General features: G+C 51.3%; 18 protein-coding genes and 1 pseudogene. 15 read left to right on the top strand and 4 right to left on the bottom strand.

Annotation, left to right across the window (positions count from 1 at the left end):
* Positions 1-23: 23 nt before the first annotated feature.
* A complete protein-coding gene (locus AN477_RS08300; protein ID WP_054968700.1) occupies positions 24-215 on the bottom strand; it encodes a hypothetical protein in 192 nt (63 codons plus the stop codon).
* Positions 216-492: 277 nt separating this feature from the next.
* On the opposite strand from AN477_RS08300, the gene AN477_RS08295 reads away from it, so the two are divergent.
* The 3 genes and pseudogenes from AN477_RS08295 to AN477_RS08285 all read left to right on the top strand — a co-directional run bounded on the left by AN477_RS08295 (position 493) and on the right by AN477_RS08285 (position 3289).
* Positions 493-738 (top strand): hypothetical protein, encoded by a 246-nt coding sequence (locus AN477_RS08295; RefSeq protein WP_054968699.1) that lies wholly within the window; start codon positions 493-495, stop codon positions 736-738.
* A 263-nt stretch (positions 739-1001) separates the two neighbouring features.
* Entirely contained in the window at positions 1002-2213 is a 1212-nt protein-coding gene (locus AN477_RS08290) for an MFS transporter (RefSeq protein ID WP_054968698.1), read from the top strand.
* Positions 2214-2254: 41 nt separating this feature from the next.
* A pseudogene (locus tag AN477_RS08285) lies at positions 2255-3289 on the top strand (ketopantoate reductase family protein).
* 49 nt (positions 3290-3338) lie between these two features.
* Here AN477_RS08285 and AN477_RS08280 read toward each other — a convergent pair.
* The 3 genes from AN477_RS08280 to thrS all read right to left on the bottom strand — a co-directional run bounded on the left by AN477_RS08280 (position 3339) and on the right by thrS (position 6147).
* On the bottom strand, positions 3339-3899 hold the full coding sequence (locus AN477_RS08280) for a hypothetical protein (RefSeq protein ID WP_054968697.1): 561 nt from the start codon (positions 3897-3899) through the stop codon (positions 3339-3341).
* Between the two features lie 77 nt (positions 3900-3976).
* The gene (locus AN477_RS08275; protein WP_054968696.1) at positions 3977-4141 is read right to left on the bottom strand and encodes a hypothetical protein; all 165 of its coding nucleotides are present in this window, start codon (positions 4139-4141) and stop codon (positions 3977-3979) included.
* Between the two features lie 86 nt (positions 4142-4227).
* Positions 4228-6147, bottom strand: coding sequence for a threonine--tRNA ligase (thrS, locus tag AN477_RS08270; RefSeq protein ID WP_054968712.1), 1920 nt, complete (start codon positions 6145-6147; stop codon positions 4228-4230).
* 485 nt (positions 6148-6632) lie between these two features.
* Here thrS and AN477_RS08265 point away from each other — a divergent pair, with 485 nt between their 5' ends.
* The 12 genes from AN477_RS08265 to AN477_RS08215 all read left to right on the top strand — a co-directional run bounded on the left by AN477_RS08265 (position 6633) and on the right by AN477_RS08215 (position 18351).
* Positions 6633-8327, top strand: a complete 1695-nt coding sequence (locus AN477_RS08265) for a M3 family oligoendopeptidase (RefSeq protein WP_054968695.1) — start codon at positions 6633-6635, stop codon at positions 8325-8327.
* A gap of 17 nt (positions 8328-8344) precedes the next feature.
* Positions 8345-9271, top strand: coding sequence for an aminoglycoside phosphotransferase family protein (locus tag AN477_RS08260; protein ID WP_083486081.1), 927 nt, complete (start codon positions 8345-8347; stop codon positions 9269-9271).
* 127 nt (positions 9272-9398) lie between these two features.
* A complete protein-coding gene (locus AN477_RS08255; RefSeq protein WP_054968694.1) occupies positions 9399-10277 on the top strand; it encodes an alpha/beta fold hydrolase in 879 nt (292 codons plus the stop codon).
* A gap of 12 nt (positions 10278-10289) precedes the next feature.
* Positions 10290-11120, top strand: a complete 831-nt coding sequence (locus AN477_RS08250; protein ID WP_054968693.1) for an aldo/keto reductase — start codon at positions 10290-10292, stop codon at positions 11118-11120.
* Positions 11121-11217: 97 nt separating this feature from the next.
* Complete coding sequence (locus tag AN477_RS24370; protein ID WP_157061875.1) at positions 11218-11385, top strand: hypothetical protein; 168 nt, start codon at positions 11218-11220, stop codon at positions 11383-11385.
* Positions 11386-11976: 591 nt separating this feature from the next.
* Positions 11977-12483 (top strand): 2'-5' RNA ligase family protein, encoded by a 507-nt coding sequence (locus AN477_RS08245; RefSeq protein WP_054968692.1) that lies wholly within the window; start codon positions 11977-11979, stop codon positions 12481-12483.
* A gap of 99 nt (positions 12484-12582) precedes the next feature.
* Positions 12583-13536, top strand: coding sequence for an aminoglycoside phosphotransferase family protein (locus tag AN477_RS08240; RefSeq protein WP_054968691.1), 954 nt, complete (start codon positions 12583-12585; stop codon positions 13534-13536).
* Between the two features lie 51 nt (positions 13537-13587).
* Entirely contained in the window at positions 13588-14325 is a 738-nt protein-coding gene (pyrH, locus tag AN477_RS08235) for a UMP kinase (protein WP_054968690.1), read from the top strand.
* A 159-nt stretch (positions 14326-14484) separates the two neighbouring features.
* A complete protein-coding gene (locus AN477_RS08230) occupies positions 14485-15537 on the top strand; it encodes a zinc-dependent alcohol dehydrogenase family protein (RefSeq protein ID WP_054968689.1) in 1053 nt (350 codons plus the stop codon).
* A gap of 41 nt (positions 15538-15578) precedes the next feature.
* Positions 15579-16835: an LLM class flavin-dependent oxidoreductase gene (locus AN477_RS08225; RefSeq protein WP_054968688.1), complete on the top strand. Its 1257-nt coding sequence runs from the start codon at positions 15579-15581 to the stop codon at positions 16833-16835.
* A gap of 24 nt (positions 16836-16859) precedes the next feature.
* Entirely contained in the window at positions 16860-17825 is a 966-nt protein-coding gene (locus tag AN477_RS08220) for a ribonucleotide-diphosphate reductase subunit beta (protein WP_054968687.1), read from the top strand.
* 34 nt (positions 17826-17859) lie between these two features.
* Positions 17860-18351, top strand: a complete 492-nt coding sequence (locus tag AN477_RS08215) for a hypothetical protein (RefSeq protein WP_054968686.1) — start codon at positions 17860-17862, stop codon at positions 18349-18351.
* Positions 18352-18555: the final 204 nt, after the last annotated feature.

Here is an 18555-nt window from a genome sequence, read left to right as displayed (position 1 = left end):
TTCGCAGACGAACTCGCACTCTCTTATGTAAGAGGGATCGGGAGTTGATGTATTATTCTGTGTTCTCTTACTATCGCTCGAAAGGCACGAATCAGTCCAAGCACGACGATAATTGAGCCGATTGCGACTGCGGATTCTCCGACGAGGACAGTCCATTCGGATTTGATGATCTCTGCTCGATCAATCGCGCGGTTCTTCGCTCGGTTAGCAGCCACTTGTGTACACTCCTTTCGAGGACACAGTACGTGTAATTCTCGATAAATGGCACCGTCAAACGTTCGGGGTGATCCATTCAAATGCAGATTAAGGCGCTCCCTGTGGTGCTCGGCCCAGCCAAGAACAATGGGTATGTTCTTCCGTACTAACGCCCCCACAAGTCGTCTTACTTGGACATATACTACGTTGCGGGAAACAAACGTTTCCATTAAGCGCAGGACCATGTACCTGTAAACGCAGGACCATGTACCTGCGAGGGAATTGGGAGAGGAGTCTATGCCTACAAAGAGCAGTGGCGACCAGACAACGTCTGCGGTCCGACTTAGAAAAACTGCCATTGCAGTGGCAGCTGTTGCAATCCTGGCCTCGATTGCAAATACATGGGCGACCATTGCAAATAACTGGGCTACCAACCTTAACACAATAGCCACTGTTCAAAACACAGAAGCCACGAGAGAAAACACCAAGGCAGCTAGACGTTCGTCCACACAGCAAAGGAAGAGGAAAAAAAAGCGAAGATGACTGTCATTGTAACGTTTGGGTCTACGGAATCACTTAGGATGATTACTTAAGTTCAGTATGGACAAGGGGTCAGTTACACTACATACAGCGACGATACACCAGGTACGGGTGAGATTTTTTTGCGACGGACTGAACAGGTCGTACCATACTGTGGCATCTACGAGGTGAATCGTCAAAACAGAATGGCAGCCAACCCGACACTGTCGGACCTCCTGTAGTATAATTGAAAACGCATCCAGAACAGTCACAGGGAGAGATGAATGATGCTGCGCGATGCGTCCAACATCACCTCCACACATCGTCGTATTCTGATGGCGACTACGTTGGGGTGGATTTTTGATTTTTACGATTTTGTGCTCTTTACGTACCTCATGATTCCAATGAGCAAACAACTGCACTTTACTACCGGGCAGACGGCAGAAGCGATTGCTCTTTCGCTCATGTTTACCGGTCTTGGCGGCATATTCTTTGGATTTGTTTCGGATAAGATTGGACGGAAGCCAACGTTGATTATCACCATCACGTTGTACAGCATCGGCGGCATCCTGATGATGTTTACGCATACGTATGGGTGGATGATTTTCGCACGTGCCGTCACCGGGTTTGGCGTTGGCGGGGAGTGGGGTGTCGGACAGAGCTTGCTGGCAGAAACGGTACCTGCAAAGCTGCGGGGACGCTTTGGTGCTGTGATGCATTCGGGTTTGTCAGTCGGCATTATTCTCGCGTATATCGTTGGTGCGTTTGTGGCACCGCATATCGGCTGGCGGTTCACGTTCGGAACGGCCTTCATCGCACTTCTGATTGTTTTACCAGTACTATTCAGTATTCCAGAATCGGACGTGTGGCAAAACCGTGGTACGGGTAAGATCGCACGTGTTCCGTTGCGCCTTGTCTTCGAAGGTAAAACGCCATGGTTTGCACTGGCTGCACTGATTTTGATGACCCTGGAATTCACCGGTTATTGGCTGCTCACTACCTGGTTTCCTACATATCTGCAGACGCAGCGCCATATGACGATTGGCCATAGTGCACTGTGGTTGATCCTCTTAAATATCGGCGGCTTCCTCGGATACACATCAACAGGCTTCATTGCCGACCGGTACGGACGGCGCAAGGTGCTTGCGGTGTATAAGATTATTGAAGCAGCAGCGGTTATCCCAATCACGTTGTTTTGGACCGGCAATACTGCGGTCTTGCTCATCTGTATGTTCTTCATCGGGTTTGGTGGAGGCGGTACAGCCGTTGTAGGGCCGATTTTTAACGAGGTCTTTCCAGGCCCGGTCCGCAGCACACTTTCCAATAGCGTCTTCAATATTGGCCGCGGCCTCACGTTCTTCATGCCGTTGGTTGTTGCGGCTCTGGCTGCTACTGTAGGGTTTGGAACGTTGTTGTCTACGGCCTCCATCTTCTTTGTTGTGATGGCAATTCTCGTTTGGGCGTTTCCGGAAACACGTGGGAAAGTGTTGACTGACTAGTGGATGTCTGAAAGTTGACCAGCAAGAAAGGGCGGGTGAAAATGAGAATTGCCGTTTTAGGAGCAGGGGCACTGGGAACGATTATTGGCGGATATCTGTCAGCGGGCGGGTATGACGTCGAGCTGATTGCCCGTACCAAGGCGCACGTAGATGCCTTAAACCACTCAGGTGCCAAAGTATCAGGCACAACCAATTTTTCTGCACCAGTTAAAGCCGTCACCCCGGATGAGCTCTCCGGCGTGTATGATCTCGTGTTGTTACTGACGAAACAACTCACGAATGCCGCGGCACTGCAAAGCATCCTGCCGTTTATGAATGAAGACAGTGTGGTCTGTTCGCTGCAAAATGGGATTCCCGAGGAAGATGTGGCTGCCATCGTCGGTCGACAGCGCGTTATTGCTGGGTCTGTGGAGTTTGGTGCAGAACTGATTGGACCCGGAGAAGCACTGCTGACTTCTGAAGTTCAACAAGTGAAAAAGCATGCGTTTCAGATTGGCGAGTTGGACGGCCGCCTGACAGAGCGCATTCAACGCGTGCAATCCATTTTGGACGTGGTTGGAGGAACCTATGTCTCAGATAATCTCGTCGGAACCAAATGGTCAAAGTTACTCATTAATGCAGCCTTCAGTGGTTTGTCTGCGGCCTTGAACGGAACCTATGCTGATGTGCTGGATAGCGACATCAGCGCGTGAGCTGCTGCCCATATCGTTGATGAGACCATCAAGGTAGCTCACGCACAAGGAGTGCGGTTTGCGCCTATGATGGGATTTGACTTGAGTACACTCGAGCTGCAAAGTAGCGAGGATGTGGAAGTCCGCGTGCAAACCTTTCGAACCTTGTTGAAAGCTCACCGGTTGCTTCGAGCAAGCATGCTGCAAGACCTTGAAAGACATAGACCGACTGAGATTGATTACATCAACGGCGTGATTCCAAAACAAGCCGAAGGGACTGGGATTTTAACCCCGTTTAACTCCTTGGTGGTCCAGTGCGTCAAACAGGCGGAAGAACATCAAACGATGCCTGATTTCGAAACCAATCTTAAACGGTTTGCTTATTGTTTAAAAGAGAATGAATAAATAGGCGAATAAGTAGGTGAACCCATCACATCGGGCATCTGGCGGGTCACTAGATTACAGAATGTGCCGACTTCGCTGTCCGGGAGACCCTGTCGGTCAGCGCCTTAAAGGCGGCTGGAATGAGGATATAAAATGGCACAGAGTAGATGTGGCGCCATCCATATGGCTGATAGATGCCCATTCGGATGCTGAGTGGTTCGAGTACGAAGGCAAAAATCAGCGCCAGAATTACAATGGTGAGGATAAATGGGCCCCAAGCTCGGTATTTCTGATACACGGCCATGTAGATAACCGCCAGGTCAACGTCGACGCAGATGAGTCTTGCACCCCACGGCAAGACCATCGATACGTAGTCCCAGAGCTGAACCTCCCCGCCAAGGACGTCGAGAAATGTAATGACGATGAAACAGAGACTCCCAAAGAGAAGCACCTCTGTTAGAGCTTCTCTGCGCAAGGTCTTTACCCAAGCGTATATGAGCAGCAAGGTAAAGACGAGGACAAACCACCACTGGAACGTGCCAAACACATGACCGATCCAGTATGACCATCTGAGATCACTCACCTGCATCTGGGCCTTATGTACATCTGCAAGCGATACGGCGCTTCCCATGGGCTTCATCCTCTTTCGATGTCAGTGGTCCTCAAACAGTGATAGGAGTGCTGGGCACTCCTATCAAAGGTCGGACTCTAGCGCCGGTGTTCCACGAGGTCAATGGCGCCAAGCACAATATGTGCTGCGCCGAAGGCAGCGATGGACCAACTGACAACGGGGTTCACTTGACGTTTTCGCAGCGTAACACCAGTGGCAGTGACAGCAGCACCCAGCAGAGTCGGAACCAAACCTTCTCTCATGCTACACACCTCCAATGGATTCTAGAGTCCGGCTGTAGTGTCGCTATAAATTGGGATTTGTATGCGGTGTAATCAGCGATATCCTGTCACTGTTTTACCAATAATTCTTTGTTTTTCACCTGGCGGTGCAACATGGCACTGAGTGATTCTACTTGCATTTCACCGAGATGGCCCTCGCCATACTTCCGCACGCTGACCATATGACTCGCTTGCTCCTTCGCACCAATCACAAGTGTATATGGGATCTTCTTCAACTGTGCTTCGCGGATTTTGTATCCGATTTTCTCCGAACGAGCGTCGAGGTCGACGCGGAATCCTGCTCCTTGCAGATCGGACAGCACGTCCTTGGCATATGGGATGAAGTCGTCGGAGACAGATGCAATCCGCACTTGAATCGGAGCAATCCAGTACGGGAACGCCCCGGCAAAATGCTCCGTCAAAATACCGATGAAGCGGTCAACGGAACCAAAAACCGCGCGGTGAATCACAACCGGGCGCAGGCGTTGGTTGTCTTCAGCAACGTACTCGAGTCCAAATCGTTCGGGCAACTGGAAATCGAGTTGGACCGTTGCACACTGCCACATCCGACCGATGGCGTCTTCAATGTGAAAGTCAATTTTGGGACCGTAAAATGCGCCATCCCCGGGATTGATCCGGTACTCCACCTTCGATTCGTCGAGGACTTTCTTCAATGCGTCTTCGGCTTGTTGCCAGAGTTCATCTGAACCCATCGAGTCATCCGGCCGCGTTGATAGCTCTATCCGATACGAAAATCCGAAGACGCTGTAAATCTGGTCAATCAGGTCGAGAACACCCTTCAATTCATCTTCAATTTGATCCGGCCTGCAGAAAAGGTGAGCATCGTCCTGCGTAAACGACCGCACGCGCATCATACCTCCAAGCGATCCGCTGAGTTCGTGCCGATGGACGTGCCCGTACTCGGCAATGCGAATGGGAAGTTCCCGGTATGATCGGGGTCTGCACTTGTAAATCAGCATGTGTCCTGGACAGTTCATGGGCTTTAAGGCATATTCCTCTTCATCGACTTTCGTGACGTACATGTTTTCCCTGTAATGAAACCAGTGCCCTGATTCCTCCCACAGACGCTTGTTCAAGATGACGGGTGTCTTGACCTCATCATAACCGCGAACGGACTGCAGGCTCCGTTCGAAATGCTCGAGTTCATTTCGGATGTGCATACCATTTTGGAGAAAGATTGGCATGCCAGGGGCGTCTTCCGAAAACATGAACAAATCAAGTTCTCGCCCGAGCCGCCGGTGGTCTCTTCGTTTTGCCTCTGCGAGCATCCGTAGGTGTTCGGCGAGGTCTGTACTCTTGGCATACGCAATCGCGTAGATACGTGTCAGTTGTTCCCGGTTCGAGTCGCCCCGCCAGTATGCCCCAGCGATGGACATCAGTTTAAACGCCTTAATCCGTCCTGTAGATGGCAGATGCGGTCCTTTGCAGAGGTCGATAAACTCCCCTTGACGATAAATCGTGATGGTTTCGAACTCGGGAAGGTCATGGATAATCTCGACCTTAAATCGATCCTTGCGGTCAGAAAATAACTGCAGCGCATCTCCTCTGGACAATACCTCCCGGATAACCGGATGGTTTTCCTCGATAATCTTGTGCATCTCCGCTTCAATCAGAGGCAGATGGTCGGGTGAAAAAGCGTGATCGGCAAAGTCGTAATAAAAGCCGTTTTCGATCACTGGGCCAATGGCGAATTTCGTCCCCGGGAAAATACGCGCAACCGCTTGTGCCATGACGTGTGCACAGGTATGCCGCATGACATCTACGCCTTCAGGGTCTTTTAGGGTCAACAGTTCAACTTCAGCATTCCCGTCGAGTTGTTTGGAGAGATCGACGACTTTGCCATTGACTTTCGCAGCAACGGCTTCGCGGGCGAGCGACGTACTGATGGATGAAGCCACGGCGGAGATTGGAGTTTCGACCGGATAGCTCCTTGTCGCTCCGTCCCTCAACTTTACTTGCACTTCCATTTGCAATGCGGACATGTCACTCCACTCCTTGTGAGGTTTTTAGGAAAACAAAAAACGTCCCCGTCCCAAAAGGGACGAGAACGTAGTTCCCGTGGTTCCACCCTGATTCGATACCGAGAATTGAGGTGCAACATCGACCTCTAAAGCTGGTATCCTCAGTACGTATAACGTACGTCCCGGTCTTGTTTCAGCTGACGCTTCCCCAAGACAGCCTGGAAAGTGGTGTCCCTTATCACCTGTGAGAATCGCTTGCAGCCGGTGGCGATTCATCTCTGCGCACAAGGTGCGATAATGGCGCGTCTTTCCGCTTCGCTGGCAACTTTTGTGAATCATGTGTTGTAGTCGACTATAGCGGCGGAGCGATGAAGTGTCAATATGGCCGTGCGCCTATATCCTGTAAATTCGCGCCATCTTCTCTGCTCATTCAAATATTTCGATAAACTGCCGACGGAATCTGGTAAAGTTGGTCGAAAGGGGGAGTCACTGTGAAAGCAAGTGAGTGGACCTATCAGCGCCCAGATATGGAGGACCTGTCAAAGCGGTTTCATGAAGAACTGACCCGGTTTGAGTCTGCGACTTCAGAGATAGAGCAGTGGAACGTACTTCAAGCTATCAACGACCTGAGCGACGAGTTTGAGACCATGTACATGGTCGCCTTCATCCGTCATACCCAAGATACATCAGACGAACAGATGTTGCTGGAGAAACAGTTTTTTGATGCAGCCTTGCCTACCTTCGAAGGGTGGAACTCCGAAATCAAGACCGCTCTGTTAAACTCCAAGTTCCGCGCTGAACTCGAGCAGCGAATGGGCAGGCAGGTGTTTTCACTGGCCGAGGCTGCCGTTAAAACCTATGCTCCGGAAGTTGAGGACGACCTTCGCAAGGAAAATGAGCTGAGCAGCAAGCATATGGTCTGGTTAGCGCAGGCAAAGATTCCGTTTGACGGCGCAGAAAAGTCGCTCAATGAAATGAACCCGTACTATCAATCACCGGATCGTACAGTTCGGAAAAGCGCGTGGGACGCAGTGTATGCATGGATGAGCGAGCGCGCCAGCGACTTTGATAATCTGTATCATGACCTGGTTTCCGTTCGTACGTCGATTGCCCGCAAACTCGGCTATGAGAACTTCGTCGGACTCGGCTACGCCAGGATGAGCCGAGTGGATTATACCCAGGCAGACGTGGCAAAGTTCCGCACAGCCGTGAAGGAACACGTCGTACCGCTCTTAGCAGACATGGCTGAGCAACAGAGACAGCGCATCGGCGTTGACACGCTGACCTACTATGATAAGTCGTATCGGTTCGGAACCGGCAATCCGACGCCGAAAGGTGACATGGACTGGATCGAAGGGAAGGCATCTGACATGTACAATGCCTTGTCACCGGAGACCGGGGCGTTTTTTAAGTTTATGCGTGACAACGAGCTGCTCGATTTGAAACGCCGTCCGAACAAGGCGATGATGGGCTATTGCACCTACCTCGCAGGCTACAAGTCGCCATTTGTTTTCTCCCTAGACAATGGGACCGCGTTTGACGTGATTGTCGTCACGCATGAGGCGGGGCACGCGTTTCAAAAGTACATGAACGAACGATTTGACGTTCCCGAGTACCGCAATCCGACGAAGGAAAGCGCTGAAATCTTCTCAAAGAGTATGGAATTATTTACGTGGCCCTGGATGGAGCAATTTTTCCTAGAGGATACGGTGAAGTTCAAGTATGACCACCTTGTCTCTTCACTCGGTGAAATTGCCTATGTCTCAATGTACGACGAGTTTCAAGAGGTATCCTATGCCCATCCAGAGTGGACGATAGAAGAACGGCGAAAGGCGTTCCGGGAGATTCAGCGAACGTACGAGCCTTACCTTGATGCAAATGGACAGCCCTATTTAGAAGAAGGGTATGGATTTCACTCTTTTAACCATATCTACCGCGTGCCATTTTATACAATAGATTACGCCTTGGCGCAAATCTGCGCGTTCCAGTTCTGGCAGGAGGCTCAGGCAGATGAAGCAAGCGCATGGGAGAAGTACATTGCACTGGCCAAGTTGAGCGGAAGTCTACCGTTTCAGCAGTTGATAACAAGAGCAGGGTTACGGTCGCCGTTCGAAGACGGATGCGTTGCAGATGTGGCTGCTACGGTTGGTGCGTATCTTGCTGGCGTTGATGACAAAGCACTCTGATTGCGAGGCTCTCCTACATGACGAACGGGATCGGACTGGATCAACTGAGGAGACGCATTGGCGCTCTTGACGAAGACTGTTATGTCGAACCCATCCACAAGGGGTACTCAGCCGACCAGAAGTACCTGGTAACTAAAGCGTCTGGCGACAAGCTGTTGCTGAGAGTGATGACAGCTGAGCAATACCCGCGTAAGCAAACGGAGTTTCGTCTCATTCAAGCGATGTATCAGGATAATCTGTTGGTTCCAAGACCGATTGAGATTGGGAACTGTGACGACCTTGACGTCTGCTATTACGTGTTATCGTACATTGAAGGGTCGGATGCGGAAGCATGCATCAGGGAGTACCCATCTGATGTGCAATTCAACATCGGCTTCAGGGCAGGGAGAGACCTTCGCAGGATGCATGCTTACAAGGCGCCGGCTGATGTTGCCCCGTGGGAAGAACGCGTTGTCAAGAAGTTTCGCCGTTACATCGAGGCATACAAAGGCATCAATGTGATGGTCAAAGATGCGGCAAAGGTGATTGCCTTTATCGACGATAACCTCGCTCGCTTGAAGCATCGTCCAAACCGGTTTCAGCACGATGACTTCCACGTAGGAAACATCATTGTTTTAGACGGCCAGTACGCTGGGGTCATTGACTTTAACCGGTATGATTGGGGAGACCCCATTCATGACCTGTTAAAGGTCGGCTACTTTAGTAGAGCGGTCAGCGTTCCTTTTTCCGTAGGGCAAATACAAGGATACTTTGAACAGGGACAGTTGGGGGAAGAGTTCTGGATCTTGTACAGTACATACACCGCCATGACCATCTTCTCCTTGGTCGTGTGGACGATGAGGGTTGTACCGGACACGATAGACTCGATGATGGAGATCGTGAATCGTGTGTTGGAAGACCACAAATGGTTTGAGTTGAAGCGCCCTACCTGGTACCGAGACTGACACGTGCGGATGCATTGATTCACGCTGACCGACTCCGTCGCTTGTCTGATCTAAGGACTCGACTTGAGAACGATGCAAAAGGATACCAATCAGCAGACAATCGCTGGTAGAGGAAGGAGATGATGAGATGACAGACCTGTTTGTTGAAGACATTGGTGACCAATCAGCTCCACCGCTTTTGTACTTGCATGGTGGTCCAGGAACAGGTGCCTATGATTTTGTCCTCTATCAGCGCGAATGGTTGAGGGACCATGTACGCCTGATTGCCATTGACCAAAGAGGGGTTTTACGCTCACCTGAGATTGCTGAAAACGAAGAATTTGGATTACAGCGCTTAATTGAAGACATTGAAGGTGTCCGAAAGTCGCTCGGAATTACCAAATGGAGTGTATTGGGCCATTCGTTTGGCGGATACTTGGGGGTTGCGTACGCGAACGCCTATCCTTCATCCATTGTGAAACTGATTTTTGAAAATGCCACGTTTGATTTGGGGTTGTCTGCAAGATCGTTGCTGCAGGGAGCAGCTCTCGAGTACGCAAGGATGCAAAACGGCGACATGGTTGTGAAGTGCTTACATGCGGCATATTGTTCTGCTGAGACACCAACGTCTGAACTGTGGGCGCATTTCACGGATTTAACAAATGGGCTACGCGAGAACAGAAACTTCTTGTACGTGCATGGGTTAAACCCTGATTTTTTTGAACAAATGGCGGCCGAATCACCTTTGCCGAACGAGGCGTGGAGTAAGGCGGGGACGCATCAACGTAAGTTGTTTGAGGAAGGAAAGGTCTTTCGCTCTTTGTTGAGCAGTATCCCTAGTCATCCCACTCTGTTGTTGAAAGGGAAATTCGACTATGTGATGGGTCTCGATCAAGTACATGCGTACATGAGTTCAAACTCGGCCACAGAGCTGGTTATGTTTGAAAACAGCGCGCATTTTTCGCACGCCGAGGAAGCCTCATCGTTTGCGCGTGTGGTATCTGATTATCTGAAGGCTGACATTTGAGGAGGATAAAACATGGCTGCAGAACACGTCGGCGCATCTGTCGAACTCAACAATGGTGTGAAAATGCCTTGGCTTGGACTCGGTGTTTGGCAAGGTAAACCGAGAGACGGTGACGATGTCGTCGCGGCGATTCGCCATGCCTTGACTATCGGGTATCAATGTATCGATACTGCCGCAGGATACGAAAACGAGCCTGGGGTTGGTAAGGCTATTCGCGAATCGGGCCTCAACCGGGAAAATGTGTTCATCACCACGAAACTGAGAAATAGTGATCAAGGATACGAAACAACACTTGCTGCATTTGAAGAGAGTCGAAAGAAACTCGGTGTAGACTATATCGACTTGTATCTCATCCACTGGCCCAACCTGGACAAGTTAAAGGAGACATGGCGCGCCTTTGAAAAATTATACAAAGAAGGACTGGTCCGGGCGATTGGCGTGAGTAATTTCCAAATCAGGCATCTTGAGCCGCTGTTTCAGACGGCCAACATCATTCCTGCTGTGAATCAGGTGGAGTATCATCCTTTATTGACCCAGCGGACTTTGCATGACTTTTGCATGGCCCACAACATTCAACTCGAAGCGTGGAGTCCTCTGATGAAAGGGAACTTAAGTGCTGACACGATTGCGGAGTTGGCCGAAAAATACGGGAAAACGCCGGCACAGATTGTCTTACGATGGGATCTTCAGAACCGGGTGGTAACCATTCCAAAGTCGGTTCGCACCGCTCGTATCGAGGAAAACGCAGATATCTTTGACTTCCAATTGACAGACGAGGACATGGCAAAGGTCTCCGCACTGAATCAGGACTACAGATTCACCCAATACCCGCCGAACTATTGACCGGCTAGGCTGCCCAGCCCTGGTTCTCTTAAATCCTGTATCACGACACCTTGGATACACATCGTGTGCTCTATGTATTGTAGCGATGCGCGGGAGCTTGCCGTCTGTTTTAGAGGAACTCAGTTCCTCTGTGACGATGCGCGGGAGCTTGGCGCCTGTTTTAGAGGAACTCAGTTCCTCTGTGACGATGCGCGGGAGTTTGCCGTCGGTTTTAGAGGAACTCAGTTCCTCTGTGAGGTTCCCCGTCTGCGTACCGCCTGGCTGATGAACTTCCTCAACAGCCTGAACGCGCCTAATCTATTGATTGGCACGTTCTTTCCTTTCGACTTGTTGAAGCCCTGTGGAGTTGTGTGTGCAAGCTCGCTCGACATTTGGAACTGTCGCTGCTGTCGCTGCTGTCTCGGCCGTCTCTGCTGTCTCTGCTGTCTCTGTCGGATACCGGCATGTCATAATTCTCCCTCAAAAATTCGGCGAACAACAACCACAACACCAACGATGAGACTGACAATTAATAACCCCCAAAAGATGAGGTGCCACACTGTCATCGCCTCCCTGAAGATTACTGCTACATCTAGTTTATAGTTCTTACCTTGGTGCCAGGTGTGAGCTGGATCACTGCAAATTCGTAACGCCTCATGGGGTTAGACGGTGCTATTGAAGGAACGGCTCAACTGCTTATCGAATCGATTCATAGCTCGGATGGATTTACGCCTCATGCGATAAGCTTCGTCAGATGAGCTTTGAGACTCTCAGACGCTAGCTGAGACGCGAGTGATATGTACGGCCCGATCTGAACGTATATATGGGTGTTTGATTTGCCATGGGATTTCTTATACGCGGAGAGGATGTGTAGTACTTGCGAGCGATTCACTTGTTTCCTAAGTTTCCAAACGTGGAATCCGTTCAGTCCATTCGCAGGAAGTACGATCCGCTTATGAACCTGATTCCTCCTCACGTAACGCTGGTATTTCCATTTCACAGTGAGATTCCAACTGGAAAACTAGTCAACCACGTGAAGGAATCCTTAGCGGGACTAGCCCCGTTTAGGTTTATGGCGAGGGGAATAACTGGATCGGATGGAGAATACCTCTTCCTCAATATCAAGGTCGGCAACGATCACATCATTCAGTTGCATGACAGACTTTATACGGGCCCATTAAGCGAGCACCTGTGTCGGGCGCTGACATACTCGCCCCATATCACTGTCGGTCGGATTTCCGATCAAGCCATGTTCAAAGATGCCCTGATAGAAACAGAGACGTTTCATGAGGTTTTTGAGACGACAGCGAACGAGGTCTTGATTGAAATGATCGATGAGATTGGAATGTCGACGATTGAAGCCAAGATTCCACTCGGAATCTGATGGCTGGGACTCAGGATGGGGGCGGGTTGTTCCACAGTGCAGCGTTGGGCTGGTTCACTACAGGACAGACCTGCAAATCCAATGAATAGGGGAAACGTCATGCAGTTCGTTTCAGATAAGTTTAAAACCCATGTCCACCAATTATACGGAGAGCGGGCGGACGTATGGCTGCAGGAATTGCCCGCATTGCTGGACAGGTGCGAGGGGAGGTTTGGGATCAGATTACAGGGGCCTTTCCCAGACTTATCGTGGAATCTGCTACTCAAGGCTGAGAGGCCCGATGGGAAGCGTGCTGTAGTCAAAATTGCTGTTGAAAAGGAAGAGTTATCCTGCGAACTATATGCACTCAAAGCCTTCGTGGGGCGAGGTGGCGTACACGTGATTGACGCAGATAGGGATTTGGGTGCTCTTGTCTTGGAACATGTAGTGCCTGGGACGCCATTATCAACCATCACTGACGATGACGTTGCTACCAGGATTTTTTGCAATGTGTTTCAGACCTTGCATGGATCCAAACAGAACCTGCATGGAACCGAACAGACGCTGCGCAGTCGCTTTCCGTCGGTGAGAGACCATTTTGCCGTGCTCGACCGTTACAGCGAGCAATGTAAGAAAAACGGAAACTCCGGTCCATTACCCGCTCATTGGGTGCACCGCGCCAAAGCGTGTTTGGAGGATCTGATCTCGTCAACGCGTGAACATGTGCTTCTCCACGGAGATTTACATCACGGCAATATTCTGCAGTCTTCGGACCACGGTTGGGTCGTCATCGATCCAAAGGGAATTATCGGCGATCTACATTTTGACGTGATACAGTACCTGCTCAATCATGTAGACAGGGGTGGTGACACGCAGACTGTGCTCAACCGGCGCATGGACATCATCTGTGAGTGCCTTGGATTAGACAGCGGTCGCATTGCGATGTGGGGCATTGCCCGCGGCGTACTCGAAGCTTGCTGGATACTTGAAGACGGAAGAGGTGACTGGCACAAGGGAATTCAAATCACGGAACGATTTGCGACGTATCTCGCCGAAAACGGTAAAATAGGCTGAAGCATGATTCGATGCTTGAGTCTTTATTTTTATTCAAAAGGGGTTGGGTGCATGAGGTACAAGCGCGTTTTGCTCAAGCTGAGCGGTGGGGCACTGGCTGGTGAAGCTGGATTCGGATTTTCTCCAACGAGTTTAGAACATATTGCGAATGAGCTCTTGTCCTTGACGGAGATGGGCGTTCAGGTTGCTGTAGTCGTCGGGGGAGGAAATATCTTTCGAGGCAATATGGGAGAACAATGGGGGATTGAGCGTGCCGAAGCCGACAGCATCGGGACATTGGCAACGGTCGTCAATAGTCTGATGTTACGTGGTGTTTTGACCTCAAAGACGGACAGAGAAGTCAGAGTCATGACCTCGATTCCAATTCACGATGTGGCTGAACCGTACATTCGTCTTCGTGCCATTCATCACCTTGACAAAGGCTACATCGTTATCTTTGCTGGAGGAAATGGGCAACCCTACGTGACGACTGACTACCCCTCAGTCCAACGTGCGATTGAGACGAGGTGTGAAGCCATCCTTGTGGCGAAGCACGGTGTTGATGGTGTGTACGAATCGGATCCGAAGAAATACCCGCAGGCAAGAAAATATCGGACGCTGAGTTATCAGGACGTGATTTCAACGAACATTCATGTGATGGACCAGGCATCTGTTCTGTTGGCAAGAGACCACCAACTGCCAATGTACGTTTTCAATTTCGAGTCTCAGGGCTCAATGAAAAAGGTTTGTGCAGGTGAGGACCTTGGTACGGTCATTTCACAAGGGCCATCAAGCTTGGTAGGTTCATGATATTTTCCTTAAGCAGACCTGAATTTATTTAAGAGCTCATATACTTAATAGACTGAAGATTGTTATAATCACACTGTGGGCAATCACTGGCGAGGGCGCCCATTGCGGTACTGACGAAGCAAGCCGATGTCGGTGCATCAGCCATAAGGAGGCGATGGAGTGAAGGCAGCAGTCTTAGAGGAGTTTCAAAAGCCTTTAGCTGTCCGAGAAATGCCGGACCCAACAGTTACAAGTAAGGGCGCCATTGTCAGGGTGGAAGCGAATGGAGTGTGTAGGAGCGATTGGCACGCATGGATGGGGGACTGGGACTGGCTCGGTGTGAAACTGCCCTTGCCGCACGTACTCGGTCACGAATTCAGCGGTGTCGTTGAAGAAGTCGGTTCCGATGTAAGTGCTTTCAAACCGGGCGACAGGGTCATCGTGCCCTTCAGCCAGGGTGATGGGACGTGCCCAATGTGTCAACAAGGACATCAGAACATTTGCGATCACGGTAAGATGCCTGGGTTCTCCTACTGGGGCGGGTTTGGCAGATACGTGCATGTGCCAGACGCAGACGTAAATCTTGTAACCTTGCCAGAGAGCGTTGGATTCACCGAAGCAGCTGCACTAGGTTGCCGGTTTATGACCGCCTTTCATGGCATGATTGACCAAGCAAAGATTCGTCCTGGCGAATGGGTGGCCGTTCATGGGTGCGGCGGGGTTGGCTTGTCCGCCATTCAAATTGCATCTGCGGTTGGCGCAAATGTCATTGCTGTTGACATTGCGGAAGATAAGTTGGCGTTTGCGAAGGAACTCGGTGCGGTTGCAACCATCAACGCAAAGCAGGTTCCGGCCGTAAAGGCCATTAAGGAGTTAACGAATGGCGGAGCCGATGTCTCTGTGGATGCCCTTGGGGTCAGTGCAACCTGTCAGGCCAGCATTCTGTCCTTGCGCAAACGCGGTCGGCATTTACAGATTGGCATGACTTCCCGCGCTGAGCAGGGGATGATTGCACTGCCCATTGACTTTATTGTGAGCTGCGAGGTTCAAATGGTCGGATCCTTTGGAATGCCTGTTCACCGCTATCCACAATTGCTGCAGATGGTCGCGCAAGGTGTCCTGAAACCCGGCAGACTCGTTACAAACACGATTTCTATTGAAGAGGCAGGGGCGGTCCTATCTGCGATGAGTGACTTTTCAAACATGGGTGTAACGGTAGTTACCAACTGGTAACGGTTGAACTGAATCCTTCCGCATAGAGAGGAGGGGAGTACTTGAAATTCGGGATCTTTTACGAACACCAACTGCCGCGGCCTTGGGAGGATGAGGATGAGCATCACCTGCTCAAAAATGCTCTAGCTCAAGTCGAATTGGCAGACCAGCTCGGATACGACTATGTCTGGGAAGTGGAGCACCATTTCCTTGAGGAATACAGTCACTCGTCTGCACCTGAGGTGTTCCTCGCTGCAGCTTCGCAGCGCACCAAACAAATCCGTCTCGGACATGGGATTGTCCAGTTACCTCCAAAATTCAATCATCCGGCTCGTGTGGCCGAGCGGGTTGCTACGCTCGACTTAATTTCAGATGGCAGAGTGGATTTTGGAACAGGTGAGTCTTCGTCGAACATCGAACTCGGCGGGTTCGGTGTGGCTCGCGAGACAAAACGTTCTGAATGGGCAGAGGCCCTTGACGCTGTAACCAGGATGTTCGTTGAGACGCCCTTCGCAGGATACGATGGTGAGTTTCTCAATATTCCACCGCGTAACGTCGTTCCAAAGCCGTTGCAGAAGCCGCACCCGCCTCTCTGGGTCGCCTGCAGCCGCCGCGACACGATGCACCTTGCCGCGACGAAAGGAATTGGTGCTTTGTCGTTCTCGTTTGTTGAACCGGAGCAGGCGAAAGCGTGGGTGGACGATTACTACCAGACGCTGGCATCAGATGCTTGCATACCGGCCGGGTTTGCTGTCAATCCAAATGTGGCCGTGGTTCTGCCGCTGATGTGCCACGAAGATGAAGCCACCGCGATTGAGCGCGGTCTCGATGGTGCTCACTTTTTCGGCTACTCGCTGGCCCATTACTACGTGTTCGGACACCATCGTCCTGGTGCAACCGATATCTGGCGAGAGTTTGAAACGAACCGGGGCTCGTTTGGCTTTGATCGAAACATTGCAGCCAAGACGGGAGAGACGCTCGCGGCGCAGATGATTGAGAATGGCATCGGAGCGCTTCGGGGAGCCATCGGGACGCCCTCGCAGATCCGCGACTTGCTTGGTCGCTATGAAGAGGCAGGGATTGACCAGGTCATCTTTGTCAGCCAGGCGGGACGCAATCGCCACGAGCATATCTGCGAGTCGTTGGAACTGTTCAGCCGCACAGTCATGCCTGAGTTTCACGACCGGGAAGCAGACAGGCAACGTGAGAAGACGGCCAGGTTGGCAGATGCCATCGAGCGAGCACTGAAGCGGCGGGAGCCAGCCCGGGAAGCAGATACATCTTACACAGTTCCGTCGTCCGCGACACAGGTCTTCTGAGACGAGTCCGTAGGAGGAGTATGTGTGAGTGAGTTTTTAGAACGGATCGACGTTGTCGACATTGACACGTTGCACCGGGACTACGATGTGGATAAGGTCATCGACTATGTCCATGAAGGCATCGAGGCCCCGACGGGTTCGTACCCCCTCGACTTGTACCGAAAGTACGAGGCACAGCGCTGGAATATCTCAGACCTTTCATTCGAGGAAGACAAGAAAGACTGGACGGATAAAATGACACCTCTGCAACGCGATACGTTTTTGCGTGTTGCGACCGGGTTCCATCACGGCGAACGTCAGGTTGCCGTGGACATCATGCCGCTCATTATCGCCGCTCCGAAAGACGAGCACAAAGTATACATGACCAGTCAGATGGAGGATGAGGCCCGGCACACAATCTTCTTCGACCGGTTCTACCGCGAAGTCGTTGGGTTTGAGGCGACTGACTTGATGGACACGCTCGATCAATCCTACCAATACATGACGGAGACGTTTATCGGCGCCTTCGGTTACCTGGCGTACATCTCCGATCAACTGCGACAACGCCCCCATGACAAGAGACTCCTTGTATCTGCCATTACCAACTATCACATGTGGATTGAAGGCGTACTCGCCCTTAGTGTAATGAAGATTACGCTCGGGTTTTGTAAGCGTAATCAGATTCTGCCAGGGTTCCACAAAGGCTTTTTAGCGACGACGCGCGATGAATCACGTCACGTGGTGTTCGGGATGCATCTGTTGCAAGAACTCCTTGCGGACGATCCGTCGCTGAAAACCGCAGTCTACGACACGGTGGTGACCATGTTGATCATGGGTTCAACCTACACGCAACCGGTTGACTATACCCCGCTTGGTGTTGAGCGAGATTCCGTAAGAGACATTCTGATTACCAATCTGCGTAAAAAGCTCGGGATGGTTGGTCTCCCGATTCCTCCGGAGCTTGAGCGGATGATGCAAGGGGTGCAACCCGAGAACGCTGCGGGGGGTTGAGCGAAACGAGCGCCTGAATAAGGGGTGGGGAGATATGTCACAGTTGAACCTGATGAGCGAGGAATGGGCGGCAGCGTTCGCGGCGGAGGCCAACAGCGGCCCGGATGCCAGTCGACGCCAGAACGTTGAGGAGAACTATTGGCAATGGATTGAAGCCAGGAAGCCAAATCTGAATATTGTCCTCGGACTAGCGATAAAGTCTGACACAGATGCGGACCTGTACAGTTATTTCCGGATTCAAGAGGGCGTCATTGTAGAGACGTGGTGTGACAAGGGAGAACGTCGTGGAGAAGCTCAGGTGGTGCTTGGCGGCACGGCTGAGGATTGGGAAGAACTGCTCCGCGGGCCGCGCAACTTGTCCCAAAACATCATGTACCGACGGTTGCGGCTGTTCCAAGGGAACCTCCACTTTTTCTTCCGCAATATCTACTATTTCGCTGAGTTACTCAGGCAAGGCATGAGGGTGCCTGCTGTGGTACAGACTGGTGCAGGCAACAGCGCGGCTGAGGCGGCAGCCGGATCTTGAGGACGCCGAGTCAGGGGGAAGAAAAAACAGACAGGCGCCGAATATTTATAGTACCAGCATCTGTATCGCCAGCATCTGTATCGCCAGCACCTGTATCACCAGCACCTGTATCACCAGCACCCGCAGTGTTGCCAGCATCTGTATCGCCAGCATCTGTATCGCCAACACCTGTATCACCAGCACCCGCAGTGTTGCCAGCGGAGT

The organism is Paenalicyclobacillus ferrooxydans (assembly GCF_001399675.1).
Classification (GTDB): Bacteria; Bacillota; Bacilli; order Alicyclobacillales; family Alicyclobacillaceae; genus Alicyclobacillus_B; species Alicyclobacillus_B ferrooxydans.
Note: the sequence above shows the minus strand (reverse complement) of the source record. Positions and strands in the feature narration are given on the sequence as shown.

Excerpts from the sequence above, each read along its gene's own strand:
- AN477_RS08250 (WP_054968693.1), top strand. The coding sequence starts at position 10,290 with ATGGCTGCAGAACACGTCGGCGCATCTGTCGAACTCAACAATGGTGTG.
- AN477_RS08290 (WP_054968698.1), top strand. The coding sequence starts at position 1,002 with ATGCTGCGCGATGCGTCCAACATCACCTCCACACATCGTCGTATTCTG.
- AN477_RS08255 (WP_054968694.1), top strand. The coding sequence starts at position 9,399 with ATGACAGACCTGTTTGTTGAAGACATTGGTGACCAATCAGCTCCACCG.
- AN477_RS08240 (WP_054968691.1), top strand. The coding sequence starts at position 12,583 with ATGCAGTTCGTTTCAGATAAGTTTAAAACCCATGTCCACCAATTATAC.
- thrS (WP_054968712.1), bottom strand. The coding sequence starts at position 6,147 with ATGGAAGTGCAAGTAAAGTTGAGGGACGGAGCGACAAGGAGCTATCCG.
- AN477_RS08275 (WP_054968696.1), bottom strand. The coding sequence starts at position 4,141 with ATGAGAGAAGGTTTGGTTCCGACTCTGCTGGGTGCTGCTGTCACTGCC.
- pyrH (WP_054968690.1), top strand. The coding sequence starts at position 13,588 with ATGAGGTACAAGCGCGTTTTGCTCAAGCTGAGCGGTGGGGCACTGGCT.
- AN477_RS08260 (WP_083486081.1), top strand. The coding sequence starts at position 8,345 with ATGACGAACGGGATCGGACTGGATCAACTGAGGAGACGCATTGGCGCT.
- AN477_RS08215 (WP_054968686.1), top strand. The coding sequence starts at position 17,860 with ATGTCACAGTTGAACCTGATGAGCGAGGAATGGGCGGCAGCGTTCGCG.
- AN477_RS08295 (WP_054968699.1), top strand. The coding sequence starts at position 493 with ATGCCTACAAAGAGCAGTGGCGACCAGACAACGTCTGCGGTCCGACTT.
- AN477_RS08280 (WP_054968697.1), bottom strand. The coding sequence starts at position 3,899 with ATGGGAAGCGCCGTATCGCTTGCAGATGTACATAAGGCCCAGATGCAG.